Genomic DNA, 14,788 nt, shown 5'->3' on the forward strand with positions numbered 1-14,788 from the left:
TGCGTAACCGAGGTCGATCGGGCAGGCGAGATCCGTGGCTCCCGGTAGTGGACGGGCAGGGTCCCGATGAGATCGCGGCTCTGAAGTAGTGCAGCGAGAACCTCTCCCATTCGCGCGGTCGATCGGTTCTAATGCCGACTGGATGGGAAGGAGCGCGCTCATGGCCGAGGTACAGCACGCCTACCGCTACGCGGGCGCGTCGGCGCTCGACGATCGTAGCGGCCCGCATCTCGCGTTAGTTACCAGCGCGACGGGTGCCCTGCCGACGTCTCACTTCTTCGAAGGCCGCGTCCATCAGCCAAGGCTGGTGGCCGATGCGCTGACGGCGGTGCACCTGATCGTCGGATCGCGCTTCTTTACGCCACCCAACATGCTGGCAAAGCGCATCGCGCTGGCTGACCCGGTCGTTACCTCCGGCGGAGGCGTACTCCGCTTCGAGGGCTTCTCTGCCTGCTGCAGCGCTTATATACGCGTCGACCTGGGGCCAGAAGGGTATGCCGGTGAGGTGACCGGCAAAGGCACCACCAATGTGGATTTCAATGCACCGATGCGCGCCGCCCTTGCCCGCGTTCGCGATGACCACGGGCTGGGGCTTTCGGTAGGCTCCGGCGAACTGACCCTGGCGACCTCCAACGGCTCCGTAACCGAACGGAAGGTGGCTCTGCCAGAGCGCTGGGTGCGCGGCATGCTGGAGGTACAGGCGTTCCAGGCGGGAATGACGCCCCGTCTCGAGGCCGGTTCCGTAGAGTCCCTGCGTTTTCTCCGGGCGCTTCCGCGCGCGTCGACGGCCCGTACGCCACTGTGGATAGCCCGTGGGGCGGCTGGCCTGATCACGACCACGCGCGCGGTCGAGGGCGGCGTGCGCGTGACGGACAGTACCCGGCTACGGGTACTGGAACCGTTGCTGCCGGGCGTCCGCCACCTCCGCGTCTATGCCGACCCGTCAAATCAGGCCAGCGCCTGGGTACTGGATTTCAATGGCATGAGGGTCAGTCTGGTGCTGAGCGCCGAGACATGGCGAGGCTTCTCCGGCGAGGGCCAGTCGTTGTACGCGCTGATGCGCCTCGGCAACGCTGGGAACCATTCGGTGCTCGACCGCGTGCGCGCCCAGTTGAACTGGCAACACCTGTTGCGTGTCGACGATCTGGCTCTCTCCACGGGACTGCCCGGTGAGCGCGTAGCGGATGCCTTGCGCGCCCTGGGTGCCTCCGGCCTCGTCGGTTATGACGTCGCAGAGCAAGGCTATTTCCATCGCGTCCTGCCCTTTGACCTGTCGGGCATCGAAGACGCCCACCCGCGCCTTGCCGCTGCCAGGGAGCTGCTGGAACACGCTGCCGTACATCTCGACGATGGCCCCGTGTTCGCCGCCACTGTAGACAGCGACGGCGCGGGGCACCGCGTTCGCGCCGTGGATGCCGAGATACGCTGCACGTGCCCCTGGTTCGCACGGCACGGCGCGGAACGCGGCCCGTGTAAACACGTGCTGGCGGCGCGCAGCGCCTGGGAAGCCCGCGCATGAGCGAAGCCGTCCCTGAAGCACTTGAGCATGCGATGTCGCAAGGTGACACAGCGGCAGTGATCGCAGCGCTGCGTGACATACCACAGGAAAATCGTCCGGGCCTCGCAAAGGCGCTACGCGCAACGCTGCGCGTCCTGGCGAAGCAAGACGACCCGCACCTCCCGTGGGAAATGAAACAGCCCCTGCGTGACCGCGAACGTGCCACGCAAGCCGCGCTGTTTGTGTGCGGAACCGCAAAGGATGTCGCGGATCACCGTATTCGCATCGAAGATGCCGCTCCGCTGGCCCGTGAATTTGCGCCGCCCTGCCTGGAAGGCCTCGGTGATGCGCTGATGAGCGGGCCGTGGCCCTCGCTGCACTACATCAATCCGTTTATCGAACACGGGTTGATGCAGCGGCCCGACAGCGACGCGCACACGCTCCTGATGATGGATCTGCCGACATACGCGATCTACCAGAAGAAAGCGTCGCTCGAAGCGTATGTGGCAGCCGACCCGACGCTGCATCCGGTGATCCTCCGCGTCATGGAGATCGAGGGAACATCGGATGCCAGTCTCGCTGCGATCGATAAATACCGCCGGGACGCCTGGCTTGGTTTCTTCCATTCGCCGTGGTCGCAAGCGCAGTTCGGTCGCGATGTATTGCTGGATAAGGCGCTGGATGCCCTGGCACAGGACTGGCCGCAGTTCCGTTCAGGGTGGTTCTCCCGGTTCCATGAGCGCATGGCGCCTACACTTGATGAACTCCACGCCCGGTTGCCCCGCTATCTGGCGCTCTGCCGCAGCCGTATCCCACCGACGGTTGGTATGGCCTTGAAGGTCATCGACGCGGTCGATGCGAATCACCCCGTCGCCACCACCGATCTGCTCGATACGCTTGCACCCGCGATGCACGCTGCGGCCAAAGGCCACGCGCTGTTGGCGATGAAAATGATCGAGCGACGCCTTCGCAGTGAGCCGCATGCCGCAAACGCGGCCGCGCGGCTGTTGGCTGATGCGCTGGGCCATTCGGATGCCGCAGTGCAGGCGAAAGCGATCAAACTGCTTGGCAACCTCGCACTGGACGACAGCGTGCGCGACACGCTCAACGACTATCTGGCCGCCGTTGCTGCGTCAAACCGGGTAGCGCTGGCCGCCCTGACGGGCGCGCGGCCGGAAAAGCCGCACGCCACGTTGGATGTGTCGCTGAGCACTCCGTCCCTGCCCGGGCACTGCGATCCCTCGCGCGAATTGCCGCGCATCGACGATGTCGACACGCTGGCAGAACGCATTGCCTATGTATTCGAAAACGACACCGACATCGATGCTTTCGAAGCCGTGGTAACCGCGCTTACGCGGATGGCCCCGCTCGACGCTCGCACGCGCGAACGCCTCGCCCCGGCTGCGAAGCGACTCAAGCGGCTGCGCAAGCCACTGACTCAGGCGCTTGGCCAGATCGTGGCGGTGTTGCTCGATGTCACTGTGCTGCCTTACGAGCGGCAGGTCGATGCATACGGCGAACACCCCGGTATCGATATCGACATTCTCGACCGCGTGATGGATACGGTCGCGACCGCGCAACACGGTGCCGGGCTTGAGCCCTTGGATGCCGCAACCCACCAGGGTGGCTTTATCGATCCACACCGTCTGGCCACGCGCATCGCTGCCCATGCGGCAGCGGGAGTATTGCCCGCGCGGCGTGCCGGTATTCGCGCCCTGATGCGGCTGGCGCCACCCACCGGGCCGAAACCAAACCTGCGCGCGCTGCCGGACTCGCCACTGCTGCGCGCCTTCCGCTACGCGCTCGGCGACACGCTGGACGGCGGCGAGCTCGACATGCCCTTGATGGTGGCGGCATCGCGTGCCCGTCACCCTGGTAACGACGACCCGATACTGCTCGCCGCGCTGGGCGATCTCGGCCCGGATACCACCCGCGCGCCGGTTTTCAGCTGGCATGTTGATACGCGGACATCGGCGCCAGGTGAGTACGTCCACCGCCGGATCATCGTCGATGACGGCTTCGTGCCGGAGGGCGCAGACCGCTTGCTCATAGCGTTGCATGGGCATCAGCCGGCAACGTTTGTACCGCGCTATGCGTCGCAGCATTTCAATTACGCAGGGACCGACGAAGCGCTGATCCGCTTCTGGGCGACGCTGACGCCCAGCTGTCTGCACACTTTTTTCGCCGCCGGTTGCAGGCTGCTGGGTAACAATCTGGACTGGTCGGAAGCGCAATGGCAGAACCGCGCCTACCTTGCGCCTCTACTTGAACCCACCGTCGCACCGGGCCCACCAGGAACATTGCTGATCGCCCTCGCGCTGGCTGGTAAAGAGCCGGGACAACTGGCGCTGGCTATCGATGCACTCGCGCAGACGGTGCTCGATGCCCGGATCGATATCAATGCACTGGGGGTGGACATGGCTTTGCTATTGGCGGGCGAGCATGTCCGTGCCTCACGCTATGCTAAAGCGCTGGCTACCGCAGCACGAATTGCACCCGGCATGCCTCCCGTGATCATCCGGCTGCTTGAAGCGCTGGTCGCGGCCCGGCCAGACGATCCGCCGCGCGACACAGCCCTGCTGCTGTCGCTGCTGCACGAGCTGCTGCTGGAAACCGGTATGAAGCCTGGCGAGAACCTACGCGCGGTGCTGCCCGTGCTCAAGGTAACCGGCCGCAGCGCCGCGCTCAGGAAAGCACTGCTGACTTTACGAAGTGCCGCCTTTGTCGCTGCGCCAGTGTCCGGGCCTCTCAATTTCTGCCGTAGACCCTGATGCATGAGCCCTGCTTGGCGCGTCTTCATCGCTTGCATGGCGGCGTTGGCCTCCATGCCACTGCTCTGGCCTGCGCGCAGCGGGTACCACTGGGTCCAAGCCGTTCCGCTTTCAGATTGACGATCGCAACCGCTCATAATGGGCAAAAGCTGCCACTTTTAGATGGCCGTTTTACAATAGTCCACGCAGCGACGCCGACGCGCGTGCTGGCGCCACAACCACCGCGATAGGGGCAGCCTCAATTGAGTGAACCACAGGCATTTACGTCTCGCGAGGCCGTCGACAAGCTGCTCGACGAGGCCCGGGCTCTGGACGATTTGGATGGTGCCATGGCTCTGTACGAGCGCGCGCTGGCGCTGGACCCAGAGCGCGCCTCGACGCACTACAATATCGGCCTCGTGCACAAGTACCGCGGCGCATGGGTGGAATCGCTTTACCATAACCGACGCGCTTCAGATCTTCGGCCTGATGACGAGGCGGCGAACTGGAACATGGGCATCGCTGCGACGGCCCTGCGTGACTGGACTGCTGCACGCGAAGCCTGGCATCGCGTCGGTTTGCGCATTCCCGAGGGTGACGGGCCAATCCAGGGAAACTTTGGCATCGCGCCTGTGCGCCTGAATCCTGATGACAACGGCGAGGTCGTGTGGGGAACGCGCATAGACCCGGTACGCGTCGTCATCCGCAACATTCCTTACCCAAAATCTGGCTTCAGGGCTGGCGATGTCGTTCTGCACGATGGCGCACCCGTCGGCGAACGTCAGTCCAAGGGTCGGACCTACTCGGTCTTCAACGTCCTGGAGCTGTTTGAGCCTTCCGCTAACAGCACCTATGAGGCCGAGGTGCACACGGATGACGCCGCTGATCTCGAAGCCTTGACTACGGCGCTAGACCTGGCGCAGGTCGATCATGAGGTCTGGACTTCCAACGTTCGGATCCTGTGCCGACAGTGCAGCGAAGGGGTGCCGCATGAACACGCAAGTGACGACGTCACGCCGCCACCTTGGCCAGACATTCATGTCATAGGGATCAGCACAACAGAACCCGCTGCCGCGCGAAAGGTGCTTATGCAGTGGAGTTCTGGCCGCGGTGGGTTGCTGAGTCGACTCGTCGGATCGGGCGACAAAAACCGCCTGCTGCGGTTCGAGTGCGCGTTGGCGGGCAGAGCTTTTCCTTAAGTCGGCCCCGCAACTCGCCACGAGCAGCGGAGCCATCGACGGATCTATGCGTGGATACCGGGCGGTATCATATGCTTAGCAGTCATCAAGAAAATAAGCGTGCCCCCATGCACCCGACCATGAACAACACGAAGTGGAGAGAGCTTCGAGCCGCTATGTTGGAGCTGGAAAAGCCAGGTCCTGCGTGGCGCGTCAGAATGGTGGGGTCCGGCTACGAGTCCGACTGGGACTCGGAATGGTTCTACCATTTCATGGATGGCAGCTATGAGGACATCGAGTGGGTCGAGGTCAGGCCTGCGAACGATGAACAGGCCTCGAGTTTGCTCGCTGCTTTGCGAGCCATCCATCTGCCCGGCATCAAGACTGACGTGGGCTTCAAAGTCTTCGGGCACCTTCCCGAAACGACGGCATGTGAGTACCTGTAACTGCTTGGCATGTCGCTGTCCGGTCGCATCCGGTCGATTACGAGCGTCTGCTTCCAGCGGAACCGCGTGCTCCGATGAAGTGTGAATGCCTGGGCAAATCGAACGCTAAACCATCGTCCTGGCTGTCGCCGATCTCGGGTATCTCGAGGAGACCGTAAGGGGAGCGGGCGAATGCTCCGGTTGCGTCGCGGTTCGACCCGACCTGGTGCATGGGCTGCAGGACAGGCGGTCTCCCATTCTCCAAAGCGGCAGGCTCCATGAGCGCAATCGCTTGACTCTGGACCTGGATAAAGGGTCTAGACTTATCCCATGACCAGCCAAACCTCCCTCACCATCGGCCGCATCGCGCAGAGCGCAGGCGTCGCCATCGACACCATCCGGTTCTACGAGCGGGAAGGCCTCCTTCCCGTGCCGAAGCGCCGCCCCTCGGGTTACCGTGAATACGACCAGGGTGCGGTGTCCCGCCTGCGCTTCATCCGTCGAGCGAAGGACTTGGGCTTCACCCTCGAGGAAATCCGCGAACTGCTGGCCCTCTCGGCCGACCGCCACGGCGGTGTGGTGGGCGTCCGCGAGCGCGCCGCCGCACGCCTTCAGGCCATCGACGAGCGCATCGCCGAACTCCAGCGTGTGCGCGATGGCCTCTCTGAACTGGTCGAGGCGTGCCCGGGACACGGTGCGCCTGAAGACTGTCCCATCCTCAAGGCGCTGGCGGAGCCGAACGCATGAGCTCCTGCTGCGCGCACCACGCGGCCGCCGAGCCGGCGACCGCGATCGATCCCGTGTGCGGCATGACGGTCGATCCTTTAAAGACCGCACACCACGCGACGCATGAGGGGCAGGAATATCACTTCTGCTGCGGGCGCTGCCGCGAACGATTCGTCGCCGATCCGGTGGCCTTCCTCGGCCCGAAGATCCCGGCGGCGCCTGCGCCAGCCGGGATGATCTACACCTGTCCCATGCACCCGGAAGTGCGGCAGGAAGGACCGGGCTCGTGCCCGAAGTGCGGTATGGCGCTCGAACCGACAATGCCCAGCCTCGACGACGACGATGGTGAGGTGCGGTCGTTAGGCCGACGGCTCGCGCTACTTGTCGCGCTGACCGTGCCCGTGTTCCTGATCGCCATGATTCCGCATCTTGCGGGGCAGGCATGGCATCAGCCGTGGGCGGCGATCCTCGGCTGGGTCGAGGCGATCCTGGCGACGGTCGTGGTGCTGTGGGGCGGCGCGCCGTTTTTCGCCCGTGGCTGGCGGTCGCTCAAGCCGTGGTCGCCGAACATGTATACGTTGATCGCGCTGGGTACGGGCGTCGCCTGGCTTTACAGCACGATCGCTTTTCTTCTCCCCGGCAAGTTTCCTCCGGCCATGCGCGACATGCATGGGCAGGTCGCGGTGTACTTCGAGTCGGCCGCCGTGATCGTCACACTGGTGACGTTGGGTGACTTCCTCGAGCTGGGCGCCCGTCGGCGTACCGGTGAAGCGCTGCGAGGTTTATTGGGTCTCGTGCCGAAGACGGCACGTCGCGTCGGCAGCGACGGCCACGAAGAGGATGTCGCGATCGATGCCTTGCGCGTCGGTGACACGCTTCGCGTGCGTCCGGGCGAGAAAGTACCGGTCGACGGCACCGTGCTGGATGGCGAGAGCCATGTCGATGAAGCCATGCTTACGGGCGAGGCGATGCCCGTGGCCAAGCATGCGCATGATCGGCTGACCGGCGGCACGCAGAACCAGCACGGCGCGCTGACGATGCGAGTCGATCATGTCGGTACCGACACGGTGTTGTCTCGCATCGTGGCGATGGTCGCCGAAGCGCAGCGCTCGCGTGCACCGTCGCAGCGCGTCGCGGACAAGGTGGCGGCGTGGTTCGTCCCGCTCGTCGTCGTCGCCGCGGTCCTGGCGTTCGCGGTCTGGTGGTGGGTGGGCCCGCAGCCGGCGTTGACGCACGCGCTAGTGGCGGCTGTGTCCGTGCTCATCGTCGCGTGTCCCTGCGCCCTCGGCCTTGCGACGCCGATGTCGATCATGGTGGCGAGCGGTCGCGGTGCGCAGGCGGGCGTGCTGTTTCGCGATGCCGGAGCGATCGAGCGGCTGCGGGATATCGACACCCTGGTCTTCGACAAGACCGGCACGCTGACCGAAGGCAAGCCGACGCTGGCCGATGTGCGTACGTTCGGGGTCGATCGTGCCACCGCACTGGCAATGGCCGCTGCCGTCGAGCGTCCCAGCGAGCATCCGCTGGCGGCGGCTATCGTCGCGGCGGCGGAAGGCGAGGGCGTAACCATCGCCGCCGTGTCGGGATTCCAGGTCTACGTCGGGCGCGGCGTGAGCGGTCGCGTCGAGGGCCGCGATGTAGCCGTCGGCAACGGCCGGCTGATGGAAAACGAGCGTGTCGAGCTCGGTGCCGCGCATGACGTGGCTTCGAAAGCACGTGCAAGGGGCGCCACCGCGATGTACCTCGCGATCGACGGACGACTGGCGGCGGTTTTTTCCTTCTCGGACGCGGTCAAGCCGTCGACGAAGCCGGCGCTCGAGGCCTTGCATGAGGCCGGCGTCAAGCTGGTGATGCTGACGGGCGATAATGCGGCCACCGCGAAAGCGGTAGCGGCCTCGCTGCCGATCAATGACGTCCACGCCGGCGCATCGCCGGAAGACAAGGCGCGCATCGTGGCGTCGCTGAAGGCAAACGGTGCCGTCGTGGCCATGGCGGGCGACGGTGTGAACGATGCCCCGGCGCTGGCGGTGGCCGACATCGGCATCGGCATGGGCAATGGCAGCGATATCGCCATCGAGAACGCTTCGGTCACGCTGCTGAAGGGCGACCTCGCCGGCATCGCCCGTGCTCGCGCTCTGTCGGATGCGACCGTGAAAAACATCCGGCAGAACCTGTTCTTCGCGTTCGTCTACAACGCGGTAGGTGTGCCGGTGGCGGCTGGCGTGTTGTACCCGGTGTTCGGGTTGACGCTGTCACCGATGATCGCCGCACTGGCGATGAGTCTGAGCTCGGTGTCGGTGGTTGGTAACGCGTTACGTCTACGACGCAGCGCCTTGTAGGAGCGCGCCTGCGCGCGATCGGGGCATGCCGCAGCTCTCATCGCGCCCAACCCTCAAGCATTAAAACTCACCCCTAAATCGGTCCAGATTCTCAAACATTCCGCGCCGCCACTCGATATAAAACCTTCCTGCGTCACCATTGACGCAGATCGTTTTCATCGGAGGCGACACATGAAGGAATTGCGAGTCACGGCAAGTCTGCTGGACCGGCTGCTAGGGGATGAGGCCGAGCCGGGGAGTCCTGGCGAAGTCGGCGCGGCAGCCTATATCGCCTCAGCGATCAGAGACGTCGAGGATCTTCTCAACACCAGGAACGTGCATCGCCAGATCGTTCTGGACACCGCCGACGATGCATCGGAGGTCGACGAGTCCGAGGTGTCTGCCGCTGACTCCTCCCTCAGTCTCGTCGCAAGCTCGGCGTTTATGCTGGGCATGCCCGACTTCTCGGTGCTTAGCCTCGCCAACGCGAAAGACCGGGAGTATCTGTCCAACGAGATTCGGCACACGATCGAGACCTTCGATCGTCGGTTTACGTCGGTCGATGTCGTGATCAGCGACAACCATGGCGCGTCAGGCTCCCTGGACTTTGTGATTCGCGCTCGGCTCAAGGTGGCCGACCTGTTAGAGCCGGTCGGCCTGGAGGCCCGGTATCAGTCGTCTACCATGCGTTTCGCCGTGGCGGAGCCGGTTCCTCGCCGGTCGTTGCCGGGGTATGGCGGCGCGCGGCAGGAGGCAAGCCGGTGAGCCCGATACTTCCCTATTTTCAGCGCGAGCTGGCATCGCTAAATGCCGAGGCGCGTGAGTTCGCCGAACGCTATCCCCGGGTAGCCGCGGGCCTGAGACTGTCTGAGAACGGCAGCGATGATCCGCATATTGAGCGTTTGCTGCAGTCCGTGGCGTGGCTAAACGCCCGGGTCGCCCGTCGGCTCGACGACGGGTATTCCGGCTTCGCCGAGACCTTGCTCGAGGCGATTTTTCCGCAATACCGACGTCCTTTTCCGTCCTGCGCAGTAGCGCGCTTTGACAGGGGCGCGTTCAGTGGTGCCCTCGAACGAGGGGTCTTGATCCACGCCGGGCCGCCCGGAGGCACACGGTTCCGCTTCAACACGCTGTTTGACGTCGACACGCACGCTCCGGACCTTTCGTCGGCACGCTTCAACGCCTCCGGTGTGTTTCATACCCGAGCCGGCACCATGTACCGCGGCCCCTATCTTGATCTGCGCTGGGACGGCGACGTGACACGCGGCCTTCGTCTGTTTGTCGACGGCGATACGTCTATCGCGGCGGAGTTGAGGGATGCGCTGGGTCTCGGCGTCACGGCGGTCCTCTCTCCCGATCCCGATGACAACCGGTATGTTCTCGATGGTGGCATGCTCGATGTCGTCGGCCTCAACCACGAGACACGCGTCCTCGACGACTCAGTAGCGTCGCATCCCGGTATCCGCCTGCTTCGCGAGTTTTTTGCCTTCCCGGACAAGTTCGGATTTTTCGACCTCGTGTTGCCCAACGGAACACGGCAAAGCGATGGCAGCGGCCGCGCCATCCTCTTCCTGGGCCGAAGCACCATCGTCGATGGCATGGACCTTCGAAGCGTGGGTCCGGAGCATCTGCTGACCCGATGCGCGCCGTTGGCAAACGTATTTCGGGCCTCGGCAGGCGCATCGGCACGGTCACATGCTGGCTCGACGCTGGATATCGGCGCACGGACATCGGGGTACCCCGTGGGCGGTCTGCTTTCGATCGAATCCGTGGAAGGTGCGCGTCCCGCCGAGGAGGGTGGTGCGTTCGACATTCCCCACTTTCACGCCGTGCGACGGACGAGCTCAAGCGTGTCGGGTCCCTATTGGGTAACGGCAGGAGGCAGCGAGGACACGGACGCCGAAGCCATTCTGTTCGTCGACAGCGTCTGCGAAGCGATTCGCGTCGGCTTCGGCGTCAGCGTCCGGATGCTCTGTTGCGATGGCGATGCCCCGGCCAAGCTGGTTTGCGGCACGCCGGGTGCCCGTCTGTATGCGCCTGATGCGGCATCGGGTCCGGAAGGGCGATTGATCACGCGCCCCTCCGCCGTAGCGAGATTCCGACTCGGCAAAGAGGCCAGCTGGCGACTTGTGTCGCAGCTGTCCATGAACCAGGCGACGTTGTTGAGGCCGGATGCCAGCGCCCTGAGGGAGCTGCTTCGTTTGTATGTCCCACCCGGCTCGGTGTGGGGCGAGCAGATTGTGCAGTCGCTGGTGAGCATTCGCCAGGAATCGGTCATGCGATGGCTGACGGGATTCGGCGGCATCATGCCCATGCGCGGCACCGCCATCGATCTCTCCATCGACGTGACGCAGCTGGTGGGCATCGGCATGCATGCCCTGGTTCACGTGCTCGACATCGTGTTTGCGCAGTACGTGCAGATCAACACGTTTACCGAACTCACCCTTTCATCGTGCCATACCGGCAAGGAGCTCTACTCATGCAAGATGCGAACGGGAAGCGGCCCGCTGATTTGATTCGGCGTGCGGTCGGTGGTGCGAAGGGCTTCGAGCTCTACCAGACGGTGCGCTTGCTCTCGTCGGTATCGCCGGATGCGTCGGGCATGCCAGCGACGCGCCGGGTGCGGTTCCGAAACAGTACCTCATTGAGCTTTGCGCCGGGGGACGTCGAGGCCGTGCGGGTGATTCGCGACGGACGGGCCATCGCTGACGTCGACGCCGCAGTCGATGCACTGAAGGACCCGACGACCGAGGTGGAGATCACCACCCCGGTGATGGGGTTGCTCGGTGGCTTTGGCGCACTATCGCCGAGTTACACCGAGCGAGTGGCTGAGAGCGAAAGCCGTGGACGCAACGGGGGCGCCAAGGCGTTTTTCGACGTCATGATCCAGCGCCCGGTGAGTTTGTTCTACGAGGCATGGCGATATGACCATCCCGAACTCGGGTACGAGTTGGGCGCGGAGAGCGCGCTCAGTGGCTCGCTCAGGGCGCTGGCTGGCCATGGGCTGCGGGATACGGGTCGCTTTGCCGGCCCCGAGCGGCTGTCCCTGTCGGATGACGCTATGGCGGGTATCTGTGCCGCGTTGCGTCAAAACCCCATGTCCGCCGAATACCTGGGCCGGATTCTTTCCCTGCAGGTGGGCGAGACGATCCGCGTCGAGGATTGCGTGGAGGCGATGTACGAGTTGCCCGTCGGGATGCAGACACGCCTTGGCGTCGCCAATTCGACGTTAGGAGTCAACATGGTGCTCGGCAGACGGGTTCGACAGCGGCACCTGCGGGTAAAGTTGCACGTCGGACCGCTTCGCAAGCCGCGTTACATGGAATTCATGCCCGGCGGCGTGGCCCATGAGCTGCTGCGTCGCTGGATTAGGATCACGCTGGGCGAAGCGTATGAATATGAAGTCGTGCCGTTACTTCATCGGGACGATGTGGGCGGCATACGCCTGGGCGGGCCGAACCCGGCGCGTCTTGGCTACGACACGTTTCTGTCATCGGGGCCGAGCGAGGTGCACCGGGATGATGCGAAGTACTTGATGAAGCTGTGAGGTGGCTTTGAAGAAGGGCGCGGATGGAATCGCGCCGTTCCTAATCGCGGACGCTATTCCGGAATTCCGTGATGCTCACGAACGAAACGGTCGACCGAACGGTTCAGCCGCTCTGATTGCGACCTGGCGTTCCTGCTCCATGCAGCCCGCGGGCGGCAGGCATTTGCGAATGCAAGCACGTCTGCGATATCGAGGCCTTTTCCCAGGGCGACGTAGATCAGGCCAACGAGCATTGCATAGTCGTCAGGACCTAACCTACTTTCGTCCAATGCCTCTTCGGCTACTCTTACGGCGGCTTTAAGTTCGTCGATCCCCAAATTATGGGGTGGCGACGAAGAGCGCGTGTCGAGGCCCTTTTCGCCGATGCCGGTCAAAACCCAGTTCGTATTCCAGCCCAGGTCGTTCAGGCGGATGAGTGTGTCGGCGCGAGGTAGGCGCTCATCTCGCTCGTAGATAGCATATGCCCGCAGGGATATTCCCAGTGATCGAGCCATCGCCAGGTGCGGAAGGCCGGAGCGTATAAATTTGAGGCGCGCGCCAATCGTCACGACCAAGTTCCTTAGTGCTTGGCTATGCTAAGCGCGACAGCCACGATGAGCGAGGGTTGCGCATAGCTTTTGACCAGAGTTGCGAGCTAGAGGCGCGAAATGACTTGCCTCAAAGATCGAAGAATGCTCTTTGTCTTAAACAATGAGACGCCATTAGTTCACGTGCGCGTAGAAAGGATTCTTCTTTCCCGACCTTGCTTCCCAAGCCGCTTTTTGTTCCGGATCGGATGGGCTGATCATCGTAAACGTCACATCACCGTTCTCCCGCCGATGCACCGTAGCCGTCGCACCGCCGAGCTTGTAGCTGGCCATGGTTCCCAGGGCGATCTGTACGAAGGGCGAGGCGATGCCGGTATTACCTAGTCGTACGCCAATGTCGAATCCCTGATCCATGTTGTCGACATTGATAGGTGTTGCTTGACTTCGAAGGATCGGGGCCAGCACCTTAGTCACGCCGTGATCATTGCGGGTATCGCGGAAGACGCGCACCGGAGCCTCGCCGGCAGGCAGGGTCCCGACCGCACGCTCCCAACCTGCCGTTAGCGCAGCCGTGGCGGCATCGATGTCGAACGGCTTATCCTCGTCGTCGCGCAGGCGAACCGTGATGGGGCGGTGGAGGTAGCCAAGCAACGGTGCGCGGTCGAAGAGATCGATCTGCCACTCGGTCCAACGCAGAGGAAGATAGTTCGTACGTTTGAAGCCGGGGACACCCTTGTCATCGATGGTTTTCAGGAAGGCGGGGAGACGGCTGGCCCAGTGGCTGGCACTCATCGTGGTTGCGATGTAAGACTCATGGCGCCTTGCCGCGTACGCTTCGTCTTCTTCCCAGTAGAAGTTATAGAGTTTGATGTAGTCGAACTCTGTCTGGAGCGGGGAGGTTGCTCCCTTCGTTTCCTTGATCGCGTAGGGACGAATGAAGCGGTCGACTCGATCGGTTCTTGTGACCAGGAGGCTGACAAAGCTCGAGAGCCTTTCTGGTATATGTGCACCTTGCCTTCTTTTATGGCCTGGGGCTGTCCACGTGTCGCGGAATGTGTCGCCGTCTTTAGCCATGACGATGACCTGCGGCACCTCCGGGTGCTCGTCGAAGAATGCGAAAAGCTTATCGACAAGCGGTGAGGCGTCTTCGCCGTTGAGATCGTCGATCCATATAGCGTAGGTATAGACGAGGCTTGCGCCTTGAAGACTTGACCCGATTTCTTCGCCTGCCGATGTCTTCGCTGAGGTCGGTGTGGGCGGTTGGGCAGCCAGCGCAGGGATGGGCCAATCCGATACTGCGTCGAGTCCAACGCTCTGTGCGGCGGAAGCTTCTGCAATACGGGATTGCATCAGCCTGTCGTCTTCATCTTGAGGAAAGTCCTCGATCTGAGGTGGATAGACCGACGCGACTATACTGGCGAGTGACGTGATAGGTTTCCAAAGTTCATCCTGAGAGGCGTCCTCGATGTTGAGGCCCACGGCGCGTAGTTCCAGCGCGTACCGGTCACCCGTCCCTCTCATGATTCGCTCGTGCGGCGGCAGGGAGCGCTCCTGGTCTGACCTTATCGAAAGCATCATCTCTTCGGTTTGCTTTTCTGAGGCCGTCTTCGTGCACCCGGCTGCAATAAAAGTTGTCCAAGCCAGTGGAATGATGAAGAGATACTTTGCTAATATGATCAGCCGCTTATTTGGGGTTGGATCTTCTACTTTGTACATGTCGAATGTCAGGAGTCCAATGGACGTGATTAGGATGACTGCCACGTAGGCGGTGAAGAAAAATAAGATGCCGACTCTCTGATCGATCGACATGGAATCCCAT

The 14,788-nt window shown here is 63.0% G+C and carries 11 protein-coding genes; 9 read left to right on the plus strand and 2 right to left on the minus strand.

Translation table 11 applies throughout. The features are described 5' to 3' along the window. The first annotated feature begins 160 nt into the window (after positions 1-160). The 9 genes from BLT40_RS18190 to tssG all read left to right on the plus strand — a co-directional run bounded on the left by BLT40_RS18190 (position 161) and on the right by tssG (position 12,442). Complete coding sequence (locus BLT40_RS18190) at positions 161-1,519, plus strand: SWIM zinc finger family protein (protein WP_176809215.1); 1,359 nt, start codon at positions 161-163, stop codon at positions 1,517-1,519. After that, positions 1,516-4,269 (plus strand): DUF6493 family protein, encoded by a 2,754-nt coding sequence (locus BLT40_RS18195; protein ID WP_090355549.1) that lies wholly within the window; start codon positions 1,516-1,518, stop codon positions 4,267-4,269. Before BLT40_RS18190 ends, BLT40_RS18195 begins: the two co-directional genes overlap by 4 nt. 242 nt (positions 4,270-4,511) lie before the next feature. Next, entirely contained in the window at positions 4,512-5,447 is a 936-nt protein-coding gene (locus tag BLT40_RS18200) for a tetratricopeptide repeat protein (protein WP_090355552.1), read from the plus strand. A 107-nt stretch (positions 5,448-5,554) separates the two neighbouring features. Further along, positions 5,555-5,872 (plus strand): DUF6678 family protein, encoded by a 318-nt coding sequence (locus tag BLT40_RS18205; protein ID WP_343123900.1) that lies wholly within the window; start codon positions 5,555-5,557, stop codon positions 5,870-5,872. A 309-nt stretch (positions 5,873-6,181) separates the two neighbouring features. Further along, complete coding sequence (locus tag BLT40_RS18210) at positions 6,182-6,598, plus strand: heavy metal-responsive transcriptional regulator (RefSeq protein WP_090355555.1); 417 nt, start codon at positions 6,182-6,184, stop codon at positions 6,596-6,598. After that, positions 6,595-8,916, plus strand: a complete 2,322-nt coding sequence (locus BLT40_RS18215; RefSeq protein WP_090355558.1) for a heavy metal translocating P-type ATPase — start codon at positions 6,595-6,597, stop codon at positions 8,914-8,916. Before BLT40_RS18210 ends, BLT40_RS18215 begins: the two co-directional genes overlap by 4 nt. Positions 8,917-9,087: 171 nt before the next feature. Continuing rightward, entirely contained in the window at positions 9,088-9,660 is a 573-nt protein-coding gene (gene tssE / locus BLT40_RS18220) for a type VI secretion system baseplate subunit TssE (protein WP_079522022.1), read from the plus strand. Continuing rightward, positions 9,657-11,411 (plus strand): type VI secretion system baseplate subunit TssF, encoded by a 1,755-nt coding sequence (gene tssF, locus BLT40_RS18225; protein WP_090355562.1) that lies wholly within the window; start codon positions 9,657-9,659, stop codon positions 11,409-11,411. The genes tssE and tssF overlap by 4 nt, the downstream gene beginning before the upstream one ends. After that, on the plus strand, positions 11,375-12,442 hold the full coding sequence (gene tssG, locus BLT40_RS18230; RefSeq protein ID WP_143025913.1) for a type VI secretion system baseplate subunit TssG: 1,068 nt from the start codon (positions 11,375-11,377) through the stop codon (positions 12,440-12,442). The genes tssF and tssG overlap by 37 nt, the downstream gene beginning before the upstream one ends. 53 nt (positions 12,443-12,495) lie before the next feature. Here tssG and BLT40_RS18235 read toward each other — a convergent pair whose 3' ends face one another. Both BLT40_RS18235 and BLT40_RS18240 read right to left on the minus strand, forming a co-directional pair. Beyond that, complete coding sequence (locus tag BLT40_RS18235; protein WP_090355572.1) at positions 12,496-12,990, minus strand: helix-turn-helix domain-containing protein; 495 nt, start codon at positions 12,988-12,990, stop codon at positions 12,496-12,498. Positions 12,991-13,143: 153 nt separating this feature from the next. Next, complete coding sequence (locus tag BLT40_RS18240) at positions 13,144-14,778, minus strand: type VI lipase adapter Tla3 domain-containing protein (RefSeq protein ID WP_176167837.1); 1,635 nt, start codon at positions 14,776-14,778, stop codon at positions 13,144-13,146. Between the last annotated feature and the right edge of the window lie 10 nt (positions 14,779-14,788).

It is taken from the genome of Dyella sp. 333MFSha (genome assembly GCF_900102405.1).
Taxonomy (GTDB): domain Bacteria; phylum Pseudomonadota; class Gammaproteobacteria; order Xanthomonadales; family Rhodanobacteraceae; genus Luteibacter; species Luteibacter mycovicinus.

What these genes read in the sequence shown, in the direction of transcription:
- BLT40_RS18190 (WP_176809215.1), top strand. Translation starts at nt 161, where the DNA reads ATGGCCGAGGTACAGCACGCCTACCGCTACGCGGGCGCGTCGGCGCTC.
- BLT40_RS18195 (WP_090355549.1), top strand. Translation starts at nt 1,516, where the DNA reads ATGAGCGAAGCCGTCCCTGAAGCACTTGAGCATGCGATGTCGCAAGGT.
- BLT40_RS18205 (WP_343123900.1), top strand. Translation starts at nt 5,555, where the DNA reads ATGCACCCGACCATGAACAACACGAAGTGGAGAGAGCTTCGAGCCGCT.
- BLT40_RS18210 (WP_090355555.1), top strand. Translation starts at nt 6,182, where the DNA reads ATGACCAGCCAAACCTCCCTCACCATCGGCCGCATCGCGCAGAGCGCA.
- BLT40_RS18215 (WP_090355558.1), top strand. Translation starts at nt 6,595, where the DNA reads ATGAGCTCCTGCTGCGCGCACCACGCGGCCGCCGAGCCGGCGACCGCG.
- tssE (WP_079522022.1), top strand. Translation starts at nt 9,088, where the DNA reads ATGAAGGAATTGCGAGTCACGGCAAGTCTGCTGGACCGGCTGCTAGGG.
- tssG (WP_143025913.1), top strand. Translation starts at nt 11,375, where the DNA reads ATGCAAGATGCGAACGGGAAGCGGCCCGCTGATTTGATTCGGCGTGCG.
- BLT40_RS18240 (WP_176167837.1), bottom strand. Translation starts at nt 14,778, where the DNA reads ATGTCGATCGATCAGAGAGTCGGCATCTTATTTTTCTTCACCGCCTAC.